Origin of the sequence: Mycobacterium sp. ACS1612, assembly GCF_001667505.1 — a bacterium.
GTDB lineage: Bacteria > Actinomycetota > Actinomycetes > Mycobacteriales > Mycobacteriaceae > Mycobacterium.
This window is the reverse complement of record NZ_LZHZ01000025.1, coordinates 63,455-83,712: the sequence shown is the minus strand read 5'-3', so window position 1 is coordinate 83,712 and position 20,258 is coordinate 63,455. Positions and strand designations below refer to the sequence as shown.

The 20,258-nt window shown below is 66.2% G+C and carries 21 protein-coding genes; 8 read left to right on the top strand and 13 right to left on the bottom strand.

Annotated features, from left to right (window positions below):
* Positions 1 to 6: 6 nt before the first annotated feature.
* Entirely contained in the window at positions 7 to 744 is a 738-nt protein-coding gene (locus A5724_RS10395) for a hemolysin III family protein (protein ID WP_067800325.1), read from the top strand.
* Here A5724_RS10395 and A5724_RS10390 read toward each other — a convergent pair.
* From A5724_RS10390 to mca, 4 genes are read right to left on the bottom strand one after another with little or no spacing between them, the layout of a single operon-like run.
* On the bottom strand, positions 741 to 1,100 hold the full coding sequence (locus A5724_RS10390; protein WP_067800323.1) for a nuclear transport factor 2 family protein: 360 nt from the start codon (positions 1,098 to 1,100) through the stop codon (positions 741 to 743). The two genes, A5724_RS10395 and A5724_RS10390, sit on opposite strands and share 4 nt — an antisense overlap.
* 10 nt (positions 1,101 to 1,110) lie before the next feature.
* On the bottom strand, positions 1,111 to 3,090 hold the full coding sequence (locus A5724_RS10385; protein ID WP_067800320.1) for a thioredoxin domain-containing protein: 1,980 nt from the start codon (positions 3,088 to 3,090) through the stop codon (positions 1,111 to 1,113).
* Positions 3,087 to 3,296 (bottom strand): hypothetical protein, encoded by a 210-nt coding sequence (locus tag A5724_RS10380; RefSeq protein ID WP_369830619.1) that lies wholly within the window; start codon positions 3,294 to 3,296, stop codon positions 3,087 to 3,089. Before A5724_RS10380 ends, A5724_RS10385 begins: the two co-directional genes overlap by 4 nt.
* An 11-nt stretch (positions 3,297 to 3,307) precedes the next feature.
* Positions 3,308 to 4,174, bottom strand: a complete 867-nt coding sequence (mca, locus tag A5724_RS10375) for a mycothiol conjugate amidase Mca (protein WP_067800497.1) — start codon at positions 4,172 to 4,174, stop codon at positions 3,308 to 3,310.
* Between the two features lie 110 nt (positions 4,175 to 4,284).
* Between mca and A5724_RS10370 the strand changes: the two genes are divergently transcribed.
* The 3 genes from A5724_RS10370 to A5724_RS10360 all read left to right on the top strand — a co-directional run bounded on the left by A5724_RS10370 (position 4,285) and on the right by A5724_RS10360 (position 6,142).
* Positions 4,285 to 4,707: a DUF4307 domain-containing protein gene (locus A5724_RS10370; protein WP_067800493.1), complete on the top strand. Its 423-nt coding sequence runs from the start codon at positions 4,285 to 4,287 to the stop codon at positions 4,705 to 4,707.
* Positions 4,708 to 4,946: 239 nt separating this feature from the next.
* The gene (gene greA, locus A5724_RS10365; protein WP_067800314.1) at positions 4,947 to 5,441 is read left to right on the top strand and encodes a transcription elongation factor GreA; all 495 of its coding nucleotides are present in this window, start codon (positions 4,947 to 4,949) and stop codon (positions 5,439 to 5,441) included.
* 38 nt (positions 5,442 to 5,479) lie between these two features.
* A complete protein-coding gene (locus A5724_RS10360; protein ID WP_067800312.1) occupies positions 5,480 to 6,142 on the top strand; it encodes a GPP34 family phosphoprotein in 663 nt (220 codons plus the stop codon).
* A 59-nt stretch (positions 6,143 to 6,201) separates the two neighbouring features.
* Here the strand turns inward: A5724_RS10360 and A5724_RS10355 are convergent, their stop codons facing one another.
* A complete protein-coding gene (locus A5724_RS10355) occupies positions 6,202 to 7,347 on the bottom strand; it encodes a cystathionine gamma-synthase (RefSeq protein ID WP_232004772.1) in 1,146 nt (381 codons plus the stop codon).
* A 45-nt stretch (positions 7,348 to 7,392) separates the two neighbouring features.
* On the opposite strand from A5724_RS10355, the gene A5724_RS10350 reads away from it, so the two are divergent.
* The gene (locus A5724_RS10350) at positions 7,393 to 8,253 is read left to right on the top strand and encodes an alpha/beta fold hydrolase (protein ID WP_067800306.1); all 861 of its coding nucleotides are present in this window, start codon (positions 7,393 to 7,395) and stop codon (positions 8,251 to 8,253) included.
* Here the strand turns inward: A5724_RS10350 and A5724_RS10345 are convergent.
* Positions 8,246 to 9,691, bottom strand: a complete 1,446-nt coding sequence (locus tag A5724_RS10345) for an FAD-dependent oxidoreductase (RefSeq protein WP_067800490.1) — start codon at positions 9,689 to 9,691, stop codon at positions 8,246 to 8,248. The genes A5724_RS10350 and A5724_RS10345 overlap by 8 nt on opposite strands.
* Positions 9,692 to 9,818: 127 nt before the next feature.
* On the opposite strand from A5724_RS10345, the gene A5724_RS10340 reads away from it, so the two are divergent.
* Positions 9,819 to 10,985, top strand: coding sequence for an acyl-CoA dehydrogenase family protein (locus tag A5724_RS10340; RefSeq protein ID WP_156752221.1), 1,167 nt, complete (start codon positions 9,819 to 9,821; stop codon positions 10,983 to 10,985).
* On the opposite strand, the gene A5724_RS10335 is transcribed toward A5724_RS10340, so the two are convergent.
* The 5 genes from A5724_RS10335 to A5724_RS10310 form a co-directional block, all read right to left on the bottom strand.
* The gene (locus A5724_RS10335) at positions 10,969 to 11,502 is read right to left on the bottom strand and encodes an RDD family protein (protein ID WP_067800303.1); all 534 of its coding nucleotides are present in this window, start codon (positions 11,500 to 11,502) and stop codon (positions 10,969 to 10,971) included. The two genes, A5724_RS10340 and A5724_RS10335, sit on opposite strands and share 17 nt — an antisense overlap.
* Before the next feature lie 67 nt (positions 11,503 to 11,569).
* A complete protein-coding gene (locus A5724_RS35100) occupies positions 11,570 to 12,616 on the bottom strand; it encodes a hypothetical protein (RefSeq protein ID WP_082964954.1) in 1,047 nt (348 codons plus the stop codon).
* A gap of 21 nt (positions 12,617 to 12,637) precedes the next feature.
* On the bottom strand, positions 12,638 to 13,312 hold the full coding sequence (locus tag A5724_RS10320) for an RDD family protein (RefSeq protein ID WP_067800296.1): 675 nt from the start codon (positions 13,310 to 13,312) through the stop codon (positions 12,638 to 12,640).
* Positions 13,313 to 13,413: 101 nt separating this feature from the next.
* On the bottom strand, positions 13,414 to 14,808 hold the full coding sequence (locus tag A5724_RS10315; protein ID WP_067800293.1) for a cystathionine beta-synthase: 1,395 nt from the start codon (positions 14,806 to 14,808) through the stop codon (positions 13,414 to 13,416).
* A 29-nt stretch (positions 14,809 to 14,837) separates the two neighbouring features.
* Positions 14,838 to 15,899 (bottom strand): alpha/beta hydrolase, encoded by a 1,062-nt coding sequence (locus A5724_RS10310; protein WP_067800478.1) that lies wholly within the window; start codon positions 15,897 to 15,899, stop codon positions 14,838 to 14,840.
* A 196-nt stretch (positions 15,900 to 16,095) separates the two neighbouring features.
* On the opposite strand from A5724_RS10310, the gene A5724_RS10305 reads away from it, so the two are divergent.
* A complete protein-coding gene (locus A5724_RS10305; RefSeq protein WP_067800290.1) occupies positions 16,096 to 17,049 on the top strand; it encodes an SGNH/GDSL hydrolase family protein in 954 nt (317 codons plus the stop codon).
* Positions 17,050 to 17,084: 35 nt separating this feature from the next.
* Positions 17,085 to 18,302, top strand: coding sequence for an acetyl-CoA C-acetyltransferase (locus A5724_RS10300; protein ID WP_067800287.1), 1,218 nt, complete (start codon positions 17,085 to 17,087; stop codon positions 18,300 to 18,302).
* 54 nt (positions 18,303 to 18,356) lie between these two features.
* Here the strand turns inward: A5724_RS10300 and A5724_RS10295 are convergent, their stop codons facing one another.
* Together A5724_RS10295 and A5724_RS10290 are read right to left on the bottom strand one after the other, a co-directional pair.
* The gene (locus A5724_RS10295) at positions 18,357 to 19,211 is read right to left on the bottom strand and encodes a hypothetical protein (protein ID WP_067800285.1); all 855 of its coding nucleotides are present in this window, start codon (positions 19,209 to 19,211) and stop codon (positions 18,357 to 18,359) included.
* A 142-nt stretch (positions 19,212 to 19,353) separates the two neighbouring features.
* The gene (locus A5724_RS10290; protein WP_067800475.1) at positions 19,354 to 20,202 is read right to left on the bottom strand and encodes a Bax inhibitor-1/YccA family protein; all 849 of its coding nucleotides are present in this window, start codon (positions 20,200 to 20,202) and stop codon (positions 19,354 to 19,356) included.
* Positions 20,203 to 20,258 lie beyond the last annotated feature (56 nt).

Genomic DNA, 20,258 nt, shown 5'->3' with positions numbered 1-20,258 from the left:
GGTGACATGGCCCAGATCGACACCGCCGACGAGGCGCAGCAACAGCCACCGCGCGTATACGCCGAAGACCTGCCCGAGGCAGTCGTCGACCGCGTCGAGAAGGTTCTCGGAAAGCCGCGCGCCCGCGGCTGGATTCACGTCTACTCGGCCGTCGTCGCGTTCATCGCGGGCGCCGCGCTGGTCTCGGTGTCATGGTCGGTGGAGTCGACGCGCGCCGGGCTGGCGACCCTGCTCTACACGTTGACGATCGTGGCGATGTTCACGGTCAGCGGCACGTACCACCGGGTGAACTGGAAGTCCGAGAACGCCCGCAAGTGGATGAAGCGCGCCGACCACTCGATGATCTTCATCTTCATCGCGGGCAGTTACACCCCGTTCGCGCTGCTGGCTCTTCCGGAGCGCAGCGGTTGGGTGTTGTTCTGGATCGTGTGGGGCGGCGCGATCGCGGGCGTGCTGTTGAAGATGTTCTGGCCGTCGGCGCCGCGCTGGCTCGGCGTGCCGCTGTACATCCTGTTGGGCTGGGTCGCGGCGTGGTTCGTCGGGCCGATCATGGACGGCGCGGGCGTCGCGGCGCTGGTGTTGTTGATCGTCGGCGGCGCGCTGTACAGCATCGGCGGCGTGCTCTACGCGCTGAAGTGGCCCAACCCGTGGCCGTCGACATTCGGCCACCACGAGTTCTTCCACGCCTGCACCGCGGTTGCGGCGATCTGCCACTACATCGCGATGTGGTTCGCGGTCTTCTAGTTCTGGGTGACGTTCTCCGGGCCCCAGTAGGCCTTCATCGAGGCGATCTTGCCCTCGTCGTCGAACGTCATCGTGCTGATGATCTCGAGGGTCATGCCGTGGATGTTCAGCTTCCAGAAGAAGGCCGCCTCGTTGCCGAGCGCGCGCAACGTGATCATCTCCGTGGTGCTGTTGGCGCCTTCGACGGCTTGGTAGAACCCGCGGATCGCCTGGCGCCCGATGTGCACCTCGCCGCCGACGGGATCCTCGACGGTACCGTCCTCGGCGTAGAGGGCGGCGATGTCGTCGGGGCGACCCTGCGACACGGTTTCCAGATAACGGTTGACGGTCTTGGCGTTGTCCTCAGGGCTCGACATGGCCGAGACGCTACCTCAGCGCCGCCGTCAATTCGGCAATAGTGGTGACGGGCAGATCGCACACCCGGCCGCGGCAGACGTAGGCGGCATCCGAGCCGTTCAACCGGTCGCGGTCGACCAGCAGCTCCGAAGAGTTCACCGGCCCGCCGACGACGATCGCCCCGCCGGGCGCCAGTTGCCTTGCCGCGGTGAGCAATTCCGAGTCCTCCGGGTCGCAGGCCACCGCGATCTGGATGGGTCCACGCACCGCGGCCTCGGCGACCGTCAACCAGTGTCCGCCTGAGCGCGGCATCCGGGCCAGGATGGGGGACGCGCTCGCCAGCGTTTCGTCGGCCGCCGCGGCGTAGCGATCCGGTGCCGGCGCCAGGTGGGCGGCCAACTGCAGCGCCTCGGCGATCAACGAGGCGCCCGACGGGGTGGCCCCGTCGAGCGGGTCGGCGGGCCGGACCATCAACTGCTCGGCGTCGTCGGCGGTGTCGAACCAGCGGCCGTCGCCGCCGGCGAAGTGGTCGAGGGCGAGGTCGAGCAGGCCGGTGGCCGCCGTCAGCCACGACGCGTCGCCGATCAGTTGGTACAGCGACAGCAGACCGGTCGCGAGCGCCGCATGGTCCTCGAGGATCGCCGCGCTGTCGCCCACCCGGCCGCCGAGGCTGGCGCGGCGCAGCCTGCCGTCGACGACATGCAGATCGAGCAGCGATCGCCCGCATTGTGTTGCCGCGTCCAGGAATTCGCGACGACCCAACGCCACGCTCGCCTCGGCGAGGGCGGTGATCGCCAACCCGTTCCACGCGGTGACGACCTTGTCGTCGCGGCCGGGCTGCGGTCGTGTCAACCGTGCGGTCAGCAGTCCGCCGCGGATCCGCTCGAACCGCGCAGCGTCGTCCGGGTCGGTGAGCAGTTGCAGCACCGAGCTGCCGCGCTCGAACGTGCCGTCTGCGGTCACGCTGAAAACATCTGCGGCCCAACGGCCGTCGTCATCACCCAGCACCTCGCGCAGCTGCGCGGGCGTCCACACGTAGGTCAGGCCCTCACGGCCGTCGGCGTCCGCGTCCAGCGACGAGGTGAACATGCCACCGGCGCCGAGTTCGTCGATGATGAACCGCGCCGTCTGCTCGGCAACTCTGCGCGCCAACGGGTTTCCGCTGCGACGGGCCCAGTGTGCATAGACCCGCAGCAGCAGGGCGTTGTCGTAGAGCATCTTCTCGAAGTGCGGCACCACCCAGGACGCGTCGACGCTGTATCGGGCGAAGCCGCCCGCCAGTTGGTCGTAGATGCCGCCGCGCGCCATCGCGGTGCAGGTCTGCTCGACCGCCTCCAGCGGCAAAATGTCGCCGGTGCGTTCGTGGTTGCGCAGCAGCGCCTCCAGCAGCGCCGACGGCGGGAACTTCGGCGCTTTCCCGAATCCGCCGCGCTCGACGTCCGCGTCCTGCAAGGCCGTGGCCACGGCGTGATCGCACAGCGCGGCCTGCACAGGCGGTCCGCCGCCGGGCAGCGCTGCGGCCATCGACCGCAGTTCGCCGGTGATCCGGTCGGAGGCCTCTTCCACCTCGGCGCGCCGGCTGTTCCAGGTCTGCGTGACGGCGGCAAGCAACTGCAGGAAATTCGGCTTCGGGTAGTACGTGCCGCAGAAGAAGGGCCTGCCGTCGGGGGTCAGGAAGCACGTCATCGGCCAGCCACCCTGGCCGGTCAGCGCGACGGTGGCGTTCATGTACACCGCGTCGAGGTCGGGCCGCTCCTCGCGGTCGACCTTGATGTTGACGAAGCCGTCGTTCATCGCCGCGGCCACCTGGTCGTTTTCGAATGACTCGTGTGCCATCACGTGACACCAGTGGCACGCCGCGTATCCGATCGACAGCAGGATCGGGACGTCACGCGCCGCGGCCTCGGCCAGCGCCTCGGGCGTCCACTGTTGCCAGTGCACCGGGTTGTCGGCGTGCTGGCGCAGGTAGGGGCTGGTCGCCTCGGCGAGGGTGTTAGCCGCTGGGCTCACTCTTTGGAATCCTCGTTCGGCTGGTCCGGTTCCGACTGATCAAACGACTTGGGCAGCTTGCGCAGGTGCCGGTTCATCGACCAGACCAACGCGAACGTGCCGATCAGCAGCAGCACCACCACGATCAGCCCGAACGGGCTGGCCTTACCGAAGTCCGGGCCGGTGTTTCGGGGGGCGTCGTCGGCCAGCAGGGTGACCGCCAGCATCAGCGTGTCGGTCACGGTTCGATCCCCGTGAACAGGTCGTTCTCCGGCAGCGTCACCGGCACCCTCGACCGGGCCAACTCGTATTCCTCAGTGGGCCAGAGCCTTTGCTGCCATTCGATGGGCGCACGGAAGAAATCGCCGTTGGGGTCGATCTGGGTGGCATGGGCGCGCAGCGCGTCGTCACGCTGGGCGAAGTACTTGGCGCATTCGATCCGGGTGGTGACCCGCTTGGCGAACACGTCGTCGTCGGGGTCCCAGTGCTTGAGCCACTTTTCGAACGGGCCCTCTTCGCCGTGCTTGGCGAACTCGTCCTGCAGCAACTGCATGCGCTTCCGCAGGAAACCGTGGTTGTAGTACAGCTTGAGCACATCCCACGGCTCACCGGCGTCGGGGAACAGCCGGTAGTCACCGGCCGCCTCGTAGGCGGCCACCGACACCTGGTGGGTGCGGATGTGGTCGGGATGCGGATAGCCGCCGTTCTCGTCGTAGGTGGTCATCACGTGCGGGCGGAACTTGCGGACCACCCGCACGAGTTCCTCGACGGGTTCTTCGAGCGGCACCAGTCCGAGGCAGCCGTCGGGCAGCGGCGGCGGCGGATCGCCCTCGGGCAGGCCGGAGTCGACGAAGCCCAGCCAGTGATGTTCGACGCCGAGGATCTCGGCGGCCTTGGCCATCTCGTCGCGCCGGATCTCGGCCATTCGGCCGTGCACGTCGGGCAGGTCCATCGCAGGGTTGAGAATGTCGCCGCGCTCGCCGCCGGTGAGCGTGACTACCAGCACGCGGACGCCCTCGTCGGCGTAGCGGGCCATGGTGGCGGCGCCCTTGCTGGACTCGTCGTCCGGGTGGGCGTGCACCGCCATCAATCGCAGTTCACTCAACTGGGTCCTCATCCTGGTCACTGACATTGCCGAGACGTTTCAACCATTACCGGTGCCCCTATAGTTCCAGTCCTAGTAGATCTATCCGAGCGACGGGCATGCAAAACGACATGATCGAACGTCCCACGGCCCGTTACGGCCGGCAGCGGGTGTCCGGTGGCAAACGCCGCTGGATCGCCATCGGGCTGGGCGTCGTCGTCCTCGCGGTGGGAGTTGCGATCGCCGTGATTGCATCGCAGCGGCTCGGCACGGGCGAGGTCAAGGGCGAATTGGGAGGCTATCAGCTCATCGACGACCAGACCGTGCAGGTGACCATCACGGTCACCCGCGACGACCCGTCCCGGCCGGTCGCGTGCATTGTCCGGGCCAGGTCGATCGACGGCAGCGAAACCGGCAGGCGGGAAGTGCTGGTCGGACCGGCGGCACAGAAAACCGTCCAGGTGACCACGATCGTCAGGACCAGCAAGCCACCCGTCGTCGGCGATGTGTACGGATGCGGCACCGATGTGCCGTCGTACCTGGTGGCCTCGTAGATCAGCCGACACCGGCCCGCGCAACAAACAGCGAACAGCAAGAACGTGAAAATCGGTTGTCCCGGCGGTGCTAGAATGGTCCGATACACGGTTCCTGCTGGGACCGTGTATTGCTGCTTTTGGTGCTCGGATTAGGCGTTGACGTGAGCGGCAATACACGCAGACAGCTCCCGGCGCCGTAGACACGAGACTTCTTACGCGAATACGCGCGAGAGCAACGACGAGGGGAGCGCGACGACATGACCGACACCCAGGTCACCTGGCTGACGCAGGAGGCGTACGACCGGCTGAAGGCAGAGCTCGATCAGCTGATCGCCAACCGCCCGATCATCGCAGCCGAGATCAACGACCGCCGTGAAGAGGGCGACCTGCGCGAAAACGGCGGCTATCACGCCGCCCGTGAGGAGCAGGGCCAACAGGAGGCCCGGATCCGCCAGCTGCAGGAGCTGCTGAACAACGCCAAGGTGGGCGAGGCCCCGAAGCAGTCCGGCGTGGCATTGCCCGGCTCCGTGGTCAAGGTCTACTACGACGACGACAAGAGCGACACCGAGACGTTCCTGATCGCTACCCGCCAGGAGGGCGTGTCCGACGGCAAGCTCGAGGTCTACTCACCGAACTCGCCGCTTGGCGGCGCGCTGATCGACGCGAAGGTCGGCGAGACGCGCAGCTACCAGGTGCCCAACGGCAACACCGTCAAGGTCACCCTGGTCAGCGCGGAGCCCTACCACTCCTGATTCGCGAGGGCGGTCGCGCCCGGTTTACAGTCCGGACTATGGCGCAGATCGCCGAGGACCTGTTCTTGCTGTTGCTGGACAACGCGTCCGCGCAGCCAGGTCTCGACCGCCCGCGACGTGAGCGGGTGCTCGCCGGTGCGGTGCTGCTGGACCTGGCGCATGCGTGCCGGGTCCGGCCCGCGATGGCCGAAGAACCCATCGAGACCGGCAAGCTGGTGGCACTCGGGGCGCCGGGCCCGATGGACCCAGTCGTCGCACCGGCGTTCGAACTGCTGCAGCGACGGCCGCTGCGCCCCGCCACGGCCGTCAAACGGCTGGCCAAGCACACCGAGGAAAACCTGGCCAACTATCTGGAGTACACCGGCCAGATCCGCCGGATTCGGTTGAACTCCAAGCGGTTCAGCCATCCGTACGCCTGGCCGCTGACCAACAGGGAACGGGTTGGCTGGGCACGCTCGGCGCTGCTGGCCGCGTTGTTCGACCGACGGCCACCTGCACCACCGACGGCGGCGATCATCTCGCTGTTGCACGCCGTCGACGGCCTCGGCGCGCTGTTGAGCCTCAACGACCGCGGCTGGCGGTGGGTGCACGCCAGGGCCGGTGAGATCGCCATGGGCAGTTGGATTGACGAGTATCCGACCGCGATGCCCGAGGTGAACCTGGCGATCACCGCGTCGGCCGTGCGCGGGGCGCTCAGCTAGCGATTGCCCGCCCACCTGGCGACGCCAGATAGCCGAGCGGTCGCCGGTGCAAACCTCTGTCAGCCCAGCGCCTGCTCCAGATCGGCGAGAAGGTCGGCGGGGTCCTCGATACCGACTGACAGCCGCACCAGATCGTCGGGCACCTCCAGCTGCGAGCCCGCCGTTGACGCGTGGGTCATGGCGCCGGGATACTCGATCAGCGACTCGACCCCGCCGAGCGACTCGGCGAGGATGAAAACCTCTGTCTTCGAACAGAAGTCGTGTGCCGCCTGCGGTCCACCCGCCATCCGCACCGACACCATGCCGCCGAATGCGCTCATCTGGCGCTTGGCGACGTCGTGGCCGGGGTGGCTGGGCAGTCCGGGGTAGAGGACGGTGTCGATGGCGGGGTGGTTGGCCAGGAATTCGGCGACGGCCGTGGCGTTTTCGCTGTGTTGACGCATCCGCAACACCAAGGTCTTGAGCCCACGCATGGTCAGATACGCGTCGAACGGGCCGGGCACCCCGCCCGCACCGTTCTGCAGGAACGCGAACGCGGTGTCGAGTTCCTCGTCGTTGGTCAACAGCGCCCCGCCCACTACGTCGGAGTGTCCGCCGATGTATTTCGTGGTCGAGTGCAGCACGATGTCGGCCCCGAGGGTCAGCGGCTGCTGCAAAGCTGGCGAAGCAAAAGTGTTGTCCACCAACACCTTCACGCTGGACGACGCGGCCAGTTGGACGATGCCTGCGATGTCGCCGATCGACAGCAGCGGGTTGGTGGGCGTCTCCACCCAGATCAGCCGGGTCTGCGGGGTAATGGCCGCGCGGACCGCGTCGAGATCCGAAAGCGCCACCGCGGTGTAGCCGATCCCCCACTGCGTGAACACCTTGTCGATCAGCCGGAAGGTGCCGCCATAGGCGTCGTCGGGAATGACGACGTGGTCACCTGGCCGCAGCACCGCGCGCAGCACACAGTCGGTAGCTGCCATCCCCGAGGAGAACGCGCGTCCGAACGTCGCTGCCTCGACCGCGGCCAGTGACGCCTCGAGCGCGGCGCGCGTCGGGTTGCCGGTACGGGCGTACTCGAACCCGCCGCGGAGCCCGCCGACGCCGTCCTGCGCGAACGTCGAACTGGCGTAGATCGGTGCGTTGACGGCGCCGGTGCCCGGGTCGGGCCGGAAACCGGCGTGGATCGCTGTGGTGGCCAAGCCCTTGTATTTGTGCATCATCGATCAGCCTAACGATGCGGTTTCCGGCGATACCGTTGGCTGATGGAACAGTTCCGCCGTGGCGATCTGGTGTTCGACGTCATCGACGACGGCCCTGCGGACGGGCCGGTGGTGATCCTGCTGCACGGCTTCCCGAACCAGCACATCATGTGGCGGCGCATCACCCCTCGGCTCACCGCCGACGGGTACCGGTGCCTGGCCCCTCGACAACGCGGCTACTCACCAGGCGCACGGCCGACCCGCAGGCGGGATTACCGCGCCGACGAACTCGCCGCCGACATCATGACCCTCATCGACGCCAGTGGTGCCCACCGGGTGCATCTCGTGGGTCACGACTGGGGCGGTGCCATCGCGTGGCGCGTAGCGCAGCTCTATCCCGATCGCTTACTCACTGTGACGTCGCTGTCGGTGCCCCACCCCGGCGCGTATTACAAGGCGATGGTGACGAGCAGGCAGGCGCTTGCCGCGTGGTACATGCTGTTCTTTCAATTGCCGCGAATACCGGAGCGGTACTTGTTGCGGACGCAACGGACATTCGGGCTCAGCGGCATGGTGAAGGATCGCGCAGAGCATGCTCGCGAACTCGCAGAGGCCGAGGCGACGGCCATGAGGGAGCCCGGGGCGCTCACGGCCGGACTCAACTGGTATCGGGCGATCCCGCTGAGCAAGTCACGCGACGCCAGTCGGCCCGTCATGGTGCCGTCGATGCTCATCTGGAGTGACGGCGACATCGCCCTACTGGAGAAGGGCGCTCGCCTCACGGGCGATTATGTGCGGGCCGACTATCGATTCGAGGTGCTCCATGGTGTTTCGCACTGGATCCTCGACGAAGCGCCCGACCGAACGGCCGGCCTGCTGCTGGAGTGGTTCGCCGCGCACCCGGCCGAGAGCCGTGCTACGTAGGTAGCGGGCCGCACCGGACGTCGAACCGTTCCCGCACGGTGTCGAGGGTGCGCTGTTGCCGCTCGCGCTCACGACGGCCCGCGCGCATGAACTGCGCTGCGTCGATCAACCGTCGTGGCAGCGGATACCAAAGGCTCGGATCGACCCCGCAGTCGGTCAGCGCTTTCCTCGGGATCTGTCCGGCGATGAGGCCCAGGTTGTACATCGCAAGCGTGAAAAGCGTGAAGCCGAATGCCGCATTCGATTTGCGCCGCAGATCCATCGCATCGAGTTCGTACAGCGGAATGTCGGTGATCTTGTCCAGCATCAGCAGGTGCGTCATGAAATAGCCCATAAGCGAAGTCAATTGGAGCGTCAGGGACCGCGGATGAATGGACAGCACCGCGCCGCTCGACGAGACGTAAGGCTCATAGGGCTTCGTTTCGTCGTAGTTGAGGTAACCCGTACAGTTCACGATCCAGCTGCCCGGTTGGATGGCCTTGGTCGCGCCGCTGCGCAGGACCAGATCAGTATCGCCGTTGCGGTCGACGGCATCGACGAGGTGGTCCATGATCACGTCGTTGATGCCGGCCGCGATGGTCCGGTTCTCCGACTCGGACAGCAGACCCGCGAGGAAGTTGCCGGTCTCGGGGGTCAACCAGGTGCCGTAGGTGTCGCGGAACCATTGCTTGACGGCTATCTCGTTGGTTCCGTCGAAGCGACGGGCCATCTCCAGCCCGAGCTTGCCGAAGGAGGTGCCTGCCCAGTACCGCCTGACGCCGGTCGGAAGCAGCCGGTCCCGGTTCATGAAGTACGTGCCGGAGCCCGCCACCAGATTCACCTCGCGGCCCGGATATTCGGTGATCAACGCGTGCGCGGTGTCCATCGCCGTCTTGCCGCCGCCGATGATCCAGACGGGGGCGTCGCTGGCGCGCATCTCGTCGCATCGCATATCGCAGTAGTCGGGAGAAACCGAGAGCACGCGGTCACTGGACAGCTCGAGCGGCCTGTTCGGCGAAACGCTGAGCCCGTAGGCCTTGATCAACCGTTTGGCCTCGATCACCGAACGGCGGCCGTCGGCCGAACTGCACGCGACGCGCACCACCCCGTCGGCCTCGTCGTGGGACTCGACTGTCCAGCCGAAGAACTCGTCGACGCGCGCCCGCTGTTTGATCACGTCGAGGCAGTAGGCGAAGTGGTCGAGCACCTCGGCTTTGGTCGCCAGGTGCGCGGGTTTCGCGCCGAGAGTCCATCTGATGTTTCCGGCGGTGAACATCGGATGCGGCTGATGCAATTTCACATACGGGTACGTGTCGACCCACATGCCGCCGACGCGCGGCCGACGGTCCACCAGGATCGCCCTCTGATCGCTGGACAGGTATTGACTGGCGACGAACAACGCGTTCAGCCCGGCGATGCCGGCACCCACGACGCAGACGTCGCAACGCTCCACTGGCATGGTCACGAATGTCTCCCCCTTCCCGGCAAACATTGTCTGCCAGCGTCAGGGGACGCCATAGCGTATTCGGATACGCGAATTTTCGGTCGTGCCAAAGGCAACGAGACACGCGGTGTAGACATGGACCATGGCTACCCGCGTTGAAGACCTGCTCGACCTCGACTCGCTGTTGACACCCGAAGACATCGAGTTGCGGCAGACCGTGCGCAGGTTCGGTGAGCAGCGGTTGCGTCCGCATGTCGCGGAGTGGTTCGAGGCGGGTTCCGTCCCGGTTCGGGAGCTGGCCTCCGACCTCGGCAAGCTGGGTGTGCTGGGAATGCACCTGACCGGATACGGCTGCGGCGGGTCGACGGCGACGGCCTACGGGCTGGTGTGCCAGGAATTGGAGGCCGTCGATTCGGGACTGCGCAGCCTGGTGTCGGTGCAGGGCTCGCTGGCGATGTTCGCCATCCACCGCTGGGGTAGTGAGGACCAGCGCACCCAGTGGCTGCCTGCGATGGCCACCGGTGACGTCATCGGCTGTTTCGGGTTGACCGAACCGGATTTCGGCTCCAACCCCGCGGGCATGCGCACCACCGCCCGTCGCGACGGATCGGACTGGATCCTCAACGGCTCGAAGATGTGGATCACCAACGGATCGGTGGCCGACGTCGCGGTGGTGTGGGCCAGGTCGAAGGAGGGCATCGTGGGATTCGTCGTCCCCGCGGACACCCCCGGCTTCTCGACGCGGGAGATGACGCACAAGCTGTCCCTGCGCGCCTCGATCACCTCAGAGCTGCATTTCGACGACGTTCGCCTGCCCGCCGACGCCCAGTTGCCGGAGGCGTCGGGTCTGAAGGGTCCGCTGAGCTGTCTGTCGGAGGCACGGTTCGGCATCGTGTTCGGCAGTGTGGGCGCCGCGCGTGACTGTCTGCAGACGACGCTGGACTACGTCGGCACCCGCGAGGTGTTCGACAAGCCGCTGGCGGGATATCAACTGACGCAAGCCAAGATCGCCGACATGGCGGTGGAACTCGGTAAGGCGCAGTTGCTGGCGCTGCATCTCGGCAAGCTCAAAGACGAGGGCAAGATCCGCCCCGAGCAGGTCAGCTTCGGCAAGCTCAACAACGTCCGCGAGGCGATCAAGATCGCGCGAGAGTGTCGTACGCTGTTGGGCGCCAACGGAATCACGCTGGAGTATCCGGTCATCCGGCACGCCAACAACCTGGAGTCCGTGCTGACCTATGAGGGCACGTCGGAGGTGCATCAGTTGGTCATCGGTGAGGCGCTGACCGGTGTCAGCGCGTTCCGGTGAGCGCCGGGATCACCGGAACACAGACGGTGCTCATGATCTTGTCGGCGATGGTCTGCCGCTTCTTGTCCACCAGCGGCAGCAGGTAGCCGAGGTAGCAGACCGCGACGTCGATGTTGTGGGCGAGTTGCCGCAACACCGATCGCCAGAAACCGATTGGCTGCCAATCCTTTTCGCTGACAACCTGAAACCTCATCAGCGACTTGCCGATGCTCTGGCCCGTCGTGCCCTGGCGGTAGCCGTTGTTCCACAGCGGGTAGGCGACGACGAGCAGCAGTGCGAAACCGAGAAAGCCGGTCCAGAACTGGTGTGCGCCTGACGAGCAGAGCGGGTCCCTGGCGCCGAAGTAGACACTGCTGATGCACTGCGTGTCGCCGGTGGCGAGCATCACCAGCAACGGCACCGACCAGACCAGACCGATCGGTGCCCAGTCGACGACGAAAGCCACCACCCGGGTGAACCAGGGGGTGAAGGCTTCTGCCTGCAAAGGCAGCGATGCGAGCGGCGGGTTTTCGGTCATGGCGGTCGATCGGCGCGCATTCACCGGAAGGCGCTGCCCTTACAGGCTGAGGCCTTCCGGCGAACCGCTACTGCGCGGGAGGGCCGAACTGCTGCTGCGGTCCGGGGGGCAGCGGCTGCGGGTTGAGCGCCGCGATCTGTCCACCGGTGAGCCGACGCCATGCGTACACCTGCAGCAGCGCCGCCACCGGAATGGCGACGAACAACCCGACGAAGCACACCAGCGCGCCGACGACCGCGATGGCTGCACACGACAACCAGACGAGCAGCGTCGGCACCAGATTGGCCTTGACCAGTTCGTAGCTCGTCTTGATCGCGTCGACCGCGGACAGGTTGCGGTCGAGCAGTGCGATGACCGCGAAGAAGGTCAACAGCGCCACGGCGAGACCCGGGATGACGCACAGCGCATAGCCGATCGATGCGGCGATACCGATGATCAGTGTTGCCGCAATGACGTTGCCGACGTTACGGGGCTTGAGGAATGACCCGATCGTCACGGGTTGGCCGTTGGCGATGTCGAGTATTCCGCCGAGGTACGCGGATTGAAGGGCGGCGACGAGCACCAACAACAGCAGCGAGCCGACGATGAGCACGAGGATGCTCGCGAGGCCGAACGACGCACTCGTCGAGTACTCGAAACCGTTTCCGGACGTGTCGTATGTGCTCACGCTGGACGGAGCGAGCGCGAACGCCAGGCCGTAGATGATTCCGTAGACCACGGCGACGATCACGCCGAAGATCAGCGCCGAGACGATCAGCGGAACCGCGTTCTGGGTGAACTTGTTCCACGCCCAGGAGAAGCCCTCACCAATGTTCAACTCCGGTTGGGTGCCGTAGCCAGGCGTCTGGTAGCCGGGAGTGGGCGCAGCGGCGTAGCCGCCGCCAGGAGGTGGCGGTGGATAACCGCCGGGCGGAGGCGGCGGCGGATAGCCCCCGGGCCTTGGTGGTGGCGGATAGCCCCCTGGCCTTGGTGGTGGCGGATAGCCGCCAGGCGAAGGCGGCGGCGGATAACCGCCTCCCGGTGGCGGTGGTGGCGGATAGCCGCCGGGAGGCGGGTAACCCCCTGGCGGGGGCGGCGGTGGGTAGCCGCCTGGCAGAGGTGGCTGATCAGTCATGAGTACCTTCTGGCTTTCGCCCTAGATCGGCAGCGCAACATGGTTAAGGATCTTGTCAATCAGCGTCTGCCGCTTGACATCCCAGAGCGGGAACAGAACCGCCACTAGCCACAGGATGCCAAAGCACAGCCCGGCGGCCAACCAGTAGAGCACCTCGCGCACGAAGGACATACCGAAACCGACTGGCTGTCCGGTCTTTTCGTTGATGATCTTGAACTTCATGATCGACTTGCCGATGCTCGAGCCGGTGGTGCCTTGCCGGTAACCCAGATTCCAAATCCAGTAGGCCAGCGCGATGATCCCGGTGACGATGATCGAGATCTGGCCGAGCGTCGATGCGCCCGTCGCGCAGAACTCACCGAGGTCGTATTCGGAAGTGTCGGTGATGCACGCGGTTTCCTGGGTGCCGAGCAGCAGCCCCCATCCGATGCCCTCGAGAATCGCCAGCGGAATGAAGTCGATCAACCACGCCACGACGCGGGTGCCCCACGGGGTGTAGGCCTCTTTGGGCAGCGCCGGTCCTGCGGCGGCCGGTGGCGGATAGGCCGTCGCGGCTTGCGGCGGAGGGCCTTGGTAGCCACCGCTTGGCGGCGGAGGCGGATAGCCACCACCCAGAGGCGGAGGCGGCGGCGGATACCCACCGGGCGGCGGCGGTGGCGGATAGTTACCAGGAGGTGGGGGCGGTTGATCGGTCATGGACGCCTTCCAGTGGGAATCAGCTGGCACCGAGCGTGCCTACAGTAACCTGAGAATTCCCCGATAACAGGGATTTCTCCCCGGAAGTTGATCTTGGACCGCTACCTACGGATGTTGCCGTCGGACAAAAACCCGAGTAAATCGTGGCGGGTGAGAACCCCGACGGGTTTGCCCTCTTCCACCACCATCACCGCATCGCATTCGCGCAACGTCTTGGCCGCCGTGCTGACGAGTTCGCCTGCGCCGATCAGCGGCAGCGGCGGACTCATGTGTTGTGAGACGGCGTCGGCGAGTTTCGCGCGGCCCTCGAACACCGCGGAGAGCAGCTCGCGCTCCGACACGCTGCCCGCGACCTCCCCCGCCATCACCGGCGGTTCCGCACCGACCACCGGCATCTGCGAAACGCCGTACTCCCGCAGGATGCTCACCGCGTCGCGAACCGTCTCCTGCGGATGGGTGTGCACCAGATCCGGCAGCGCCCCCGATTTGCCCCGCAGCACGTCGCCGACGGTCGACTCCTCGACCGAACCGTCAAGGCGAGTGCGCAGGAAACCGTAGGACGACATCCACGCATCGTTGAAAACCTTTGAAAGGTAACCTCTTCCGCCGTCAGGCAGCAGCACCACCACAAGGGCGTCGGGGCCGGCCGCCTCGGCCACCTTGACCGCGGCGACGACAGCCATGCCGCACGAGCCGCCGACCAGAAGCGCCTCTTCGCGCGCCAGCCTGCGGGTCATCTCGAACGAGTCCGCGTCGGACACCGCGATGATCTCGTCGGGCACGGTGGGGTCGTATGCCGACGGCCAGAAGTCCTCGCCGACGCCCTCCACCAGATACGGCCTGCCGGTGCCGCCGGAATACACCGATCCCTCCGGGTCGACGCCGACGACGCGCACCTTCCCGCCGGACACCTCCTTGAGGTAGCGGCCGGCGCCGGTGATGGTGCCGCCGGTGCCGACGCCCGCCACGAAGTGGGTGACCTTGCCGTCCGTGTCGGCCCAGATTTCGGGTCCGGTTGTCTCGTAGTGGCTGGCCGGCCCCATCGGATTGGAGTACTGGTCGGGTTTCCACGCGCCGTCGATCTCCTCGACGAGCCGGTTGGACACGCTGTAGTAGCTGTCGGGGTGGTCGGGCGGCACGGCCGTCGGGCACACCACGACGTCGGCACCGTAGGCGCGCAGCACGTTCTGCTTGTCCTCGCTGACCTTGTCCGGGCAGACGAAAATGCATTTGTAGCCGCGTTGTTGGGCGACGAGGGCCAGCCCGACACCGGTGTTACCGGAGGTCGGTTCGACGATGGTGCCGCCGGGCCGCAGTTCGCCGCTGGCTTCCGCGGCGTCGATCATCTTCACCGCGATGCGGTCTTTGGCGCTGCCGCCGGGGTTGAGGTACTCGATCTTGGCTGCGACAGTGCCGGCGCCGCCGGGCACAACAGAATTCAGCTGTACCAGAGGGGTATTGCCGATGAGCTCACTGACGTGCCGGGCTATGCGCATAAGACCATGGTCTCAGGCCCGTCGATCGGCTACCAGGTGGCCTCTCGGATGTAGTCGCCGATCTGCTTCAACGACCGGCTGGCCTCGGAAACCATCGGCGCGGCCAACTGGAAGACGTGCATCTGTCCCGGCCAGACCCGCACCTCGACGGGCACTCCTGCGGCGGCCAGCATATGGGCGGCCTTGCGGGCGTCGCTGACCAGAACCTCCGAGCCGGACACATGAATCAATGTGCGCGGAAGTCCGGGTTCGATGTGGTCGAGCGGTTCGTAGACCTCTTCGGGCTTGCCATCGACGATGTGCCGTTCCGCGGCTTGCTCGACGAGCTCGACGAGCGCGTGAAATGCCTTGGGCGGGAACATCGCATCGGTGCGGATGTTCGGATGGTTGGCCCGCGTCTCGTTGTCGATCTCGAACAGCGGCGACATGGTCACGATGGCCGCGGGCGATTCGGTGGCCAGCCCCTCCTGCTGTAGCCGCTCGGCCAGCGCCAAGGCGAGATAACCCCCGGCGGAATCGCCGGCCAGCACGATCTGATCGGGCTCGTAGCCCTTGAGGCGCAGCCATTTGTAGGCCTCGTAGCAGTCGTCGAGCGCCATGCCGACGGAGTGCTTCGGGATCATCCGGTAGTTGACGACGAGCACCGGGCTGTCGGCGTATCTCGACAGCGCGGTCACCAGCCTGCCGTGCGAGTGCACGCCACAGGTGAGGAACGCGCCGCCGTGCATATAGAGGATCACGCTTCGCTTGCCGTCGGCGGGAAGCACGCCTGCGGCGCGTACCAACTGCGCAGTGCAGTTCGGCAAAGAAATGGTGGCGCGGACCGTCCCGGGAGCGGGCCGCATCACGCGGGACACGAAATCGACCAAACCCCATGGCCAGGGCAGTCGGGGCGCATAGCTGCCGATTGCTAGCGTCGGCCGGATAGTTAGCAGAGCGGCCAGCGCCGTCAGCCGTCCCGCAAGGCTGGGGCCGTCCTCGACGATCTCGACGGGGGCGCCGTCGCTGACCGGAAACTTGCGCGGTTTACGTGAGCTAGCTGGGCTGACGCCAGCATGCATCGATCGAGATACCTTACTCGGTGCCGTCATCGCCACCACTCCTACGCCATCATAGTGCCGGGGTGTTCCAGAATTAACTGAGCTAACCCAACACCGTTAGCTTGACACCCTATAACTACTCAAACAACGAACTTGTCAAAATCGATACCGGACTTGATACCGCAATGTGATCGCTGATCCTGTCTCCCACGCGGAGAGCACCGCAATTCCCACATAAACTTGTGCTGTGCGCATTCGGGTGGGGCGTCGATCGACCATCGCCCTTGCGGCGGCGGCCGGACTGGCGTCGACAGGCTCCGCTTATATCGGGGCCCGCAACCTGCTGACCGGACAGGCCGATCAGGCACGACGCGTGATACCGAAGTCATGGGACATCCCGCCGCGCGCCGACGGCGTGTACGCACCGGGCGGCGGCCCGGTCGAGCGCTGGCATCGCGGAGTTCCGTTCGACCTGCATCTGATGGTCTTCGGCGACTCCACCGCCGCCGGCTACGGCTGCCAGCACCCCGACGAACTTCCCGGTGTGCTGCTTGCGCGCGGTTTGGCGGAGGAATCCGGTAAGCGTGTGAGGTTGAGCACAAAGGCGATCGTCGGCGCGACGTCGAAGGGTCTGCAGGGCCAGATCGACGCGATGTTCGTGGCGGGCCCGCCGCCGGATGCGGCGGTCATCATGATCGGAGCAAACGACATCACCAAGCCCAACGGCATCGGACCGTCGGCCCGCCGATTGGGCCGGGCAGTGGGACGACTGCGCGCCAGCGGCGCCGTCGTGGTGGTCGGCACCTGCCCGGACTTCGGCGTGATCACCGCGATTCCACAACCGCTGCGCTGGGTGGCCCGCAGCCGCGGATTGCGGCTGGCGCGTGCGCAAGCCTCGGAGGTCCGGTCGGCAGGCGGTGTGCCGGTTCCGTTCTCGGATCTGCTCGCACCCGAGTTCCGCAAGAAGCCCGAAGTGTTGTTCTCCCACGACATGTTTCACCCGTCGGCCGCGGGATACGCGTTGGCGGCCAAGCAGTTGCTGCCCGCGCTCGGTAACGCGCTGGGGCACCCCATGGCCGACGATGCGCTGCAGGCGCGCTCGGCGGGGCACGGTTCGCTGCTGGCCAGGGTGGGCAGCATCGGCAGGCTGTGGCGTCGCTCGACTGGGGTCCCCGCACCCATCGTGGTCTCGGCCAGCTAGGTTTCTCGTTATCCACTCGATAACGAGGAGCCGCCATGACTGAAGCCGTCATCGTTTCGACCGCGCGTTCGCCGATCGGCCGCGCCGGTAAGGGTTCGCTGGTCGAGATGCGGCCCGACGATCTGGCCGCGCAGATGGTGCGCGCCGCGCTGGACAAAGTGCCCGCGCTCGATCCCCGGGACATCGACGACCTGATGATGGGCTGCGGCCAGCCCGGCGGCGAGGCCGGCTTCAATATCGGTCGCGCGGTGGCCGTCGAGCTGGGCTACGACTTCCTGCCAGGCACCACGGTGAACCGGTACTGCTCGTCGTCACTGCAGACCACCCGGATGGCGTTCCACGCGATCAAGGCCGGCGAGGGCAGCGCGTTCATTTCGGCTGGCGTCGAGACGGTTTCGCGTTTCCCGAAGGGCACCTCGGACGGCTGGCCGGATTCGCACAACCCGTTGTTCGCCGACGCCGAGCAGCGTTCGGCGCAGGCGTCGGCAGGCGCAGAAGAATGGCACGACCCGCGTGCCGACGGATTGCTTCCCGACGTCTACATCGCGATGGGCCAGACCGCGGAGAACGTCGCGCTGCACACCGGCATCAGCCGCGACGAGCAGGACCACTGGGGTGTGCGCAGCCAGAATCGCGCCGAGGAGGCCATCAAGAGCGGCTTCTTCGACCGCGAGATCGTGCCGGTGACGCTGCCCGACGGCTCGACAGTGGCCAAGGACGACGGGCCGCGCGCAGGCACCACGTACGAGGCGGTGTCGCAGTTGAAGCCGGTGTTCCGGCCGAACGGGACGATCACCGCGGGCAATGCGTGCCCGCTGAACGACGGCGCCGCCGCGGTGGTGGTGATGTCGGATGCCAAGGCCCGCGAGTTGGGGCTGACGCCGCTGGCGCGCATCGTCTCGACCGGCGTGTCAGGGTTGTCGCCGGAAATCATGGGGCTCGGTCCGATCGAGGCGACGCGTAAGGCGTTGGCCAACGCTCAGATGACCATCGATGACATCGACCTTTACGAGATCAACGAGGCGTTCGCCGTGCAGGTGCTCGGCTCGGCCCGTGAATTGGGCATGGATCTGGACAAGCTGAACGTGTCGGGCGGCGCGATCGCGCTGGGTCACCCGTTCGGCATGACCGGCGCGCGGATCACCGCCACGCTGCTGAACAATCTGCAGACCCACGACAAGCAGTTCGGTCTGGAGACCATGTGCGTCGGCGGCGGCCAGGGCATGGCGATGATCATCGAGCGGCTCAGCTAGCTCCTTTGCGTTGACTCTGCGCTGAGGGTGCAGAAAACTCCGCGCGAGACGCCCTCAACGCAGAGTCAACGAATGCCACGTCCGTTCTAGCCGGCGCAAGACACTCGCACTCTGGTGTCGCGCAGCCGCCTTGACGACAGTCCAACCCAACGCGTGCAGATCCTCAGCACGTTCGATTTCATAGGCGTATCGACTGCGAGTAGTCCGGTGGTGGTCGCCGTCGTACTCCAGCGCCAGCATGATGTCCTCCCACCCCATGTCGAGGCGATACCGTCGACGGCCGTCGGAGCTCAGCACTGGAATCTGTGTCCGGGGCCGCGGATACCCAGCGCGAATTGCCAACAGCCGCAACCAGGTTTCCTGCGGCGACTCTGCGCCCGCGTCCGTGAGGTCCAGCGCAGTCTCGAGTTGACGCAGGCCGCGGGTGTGGTGATGCCGAGCCGCTACCTCTTCGACATCGGGAACTTTGACGCCGGTCGCCTGAGCCAACGCGTCCAAGCGGGCGACGGCGTCGTCGAGACGTCCGCTGCGGCCAAGGTCGAACGCGGTGCGCGCGGGCGTCGTCACCTGCAATCCATTGAGGCGCTGGAGTTCGTCGGTGAAGAGCAGCGCCTCGCGCGTGATGACGCCGTGAGGTGAGCGCGCGTTGTTCCAGATCAATTCGACGGGTGAATCGTCGTCGATCCACTTCGTGCCATGGATCGCCGACGCGGCGAGCCCCGAGACCACCGCCTGGCGCCGCGACCACAGATACGCCGCGACCGTGCGCTCGTGGAACGTCGGCGTTGTGCGCTTGTCGAAATAGACATTCGGCATATGAGCGCGGTAGTACCGGCGCAACTGATCGCGCGTCAGCACGCCGGACGCCAGCGCTTCGCTTCCTATGAACGGCTGCTGCAACTCCCCCATGGCGGCACAGTGTCAGCACCGGGCGACGGCGATCGTTCACTCTGTGTCCAGGGCGCGAAACTGTGCACAATTCGCGCCCTGTGCACGGAATCAATGAAAAAGGGCGCCCACATTCGTGGACGCCCCTTCTCTCGTTGGGTAGCTAGTTGCTGCTGTTGAAGTAGGACAACAGCCGCAGGATCTCCAGGTACAGCCAGACCAGCGTCACGGTCAGGCCGAGCGCGATGCCCCACGCCGCCTTTTCCGGCGCGCCGGCGCGGATCGCCTGGTCGGCCTGGTCGAAGTCGATCAGGAAGCTGAACGCCGCGATGCCGATCATCACGAGCGAGAACACGATCGCCAGCGGGCCGCCGTCGCGCAGCGGGCCTGCGCCGTGGGTGAACAGTCCGACGACCAGGTTGACAAGCATCAGCGCGACCGCGCCGAACAGCGCGCCCACAATCCAGCGGGTGAACTTGGGCGTCACCCGAATAGCGCCGGTCTTGTACACGACGAGCATGCCGAAGAACACGCCGAAGGTGCCGACGACAGCCTGGCTGATCAACGCTCCGGCGCTGATGCCCTGGACCGCGAAATTGGCCATCAGATACGAGATCGAGCCAAGGAACAGCCCCTCGAGCGCGGCGTAGCTCAGAACGATCGCCGGGTTGTCCTGCTTGCGCCCGAACATCGCGATCAGCACGAGCACGAGGCCACCGATCGCGCCGACGAAGGCGAACGGCGCCGCGAGCGACAGGTTCTGGTCGACAACGAAGTACGACACCACCGCCACTGCCGTCAGCACGGCGAGCGTGATGCCGGTCTTGGTGACGACGTCATCGATGGTCAGCGGCCGAGCAACGCCCGCCTGTCGCTGCTCCGGATAGGCGCCTGCGTATGGATCGGCATGTACCGCCTGCGCACCGTAGCCGGCGGCTCCGGTACCGAATTGCGCGTAACCGCCCTGCGTCTTGGGCAGGGATCGAAATACCGGGTTGCTGGTCTCCCGCACCGTCGGTTCCTCTCCTGTGCTGTGGTTCGACAAGTTGGCGAACAAACTCTCAACGA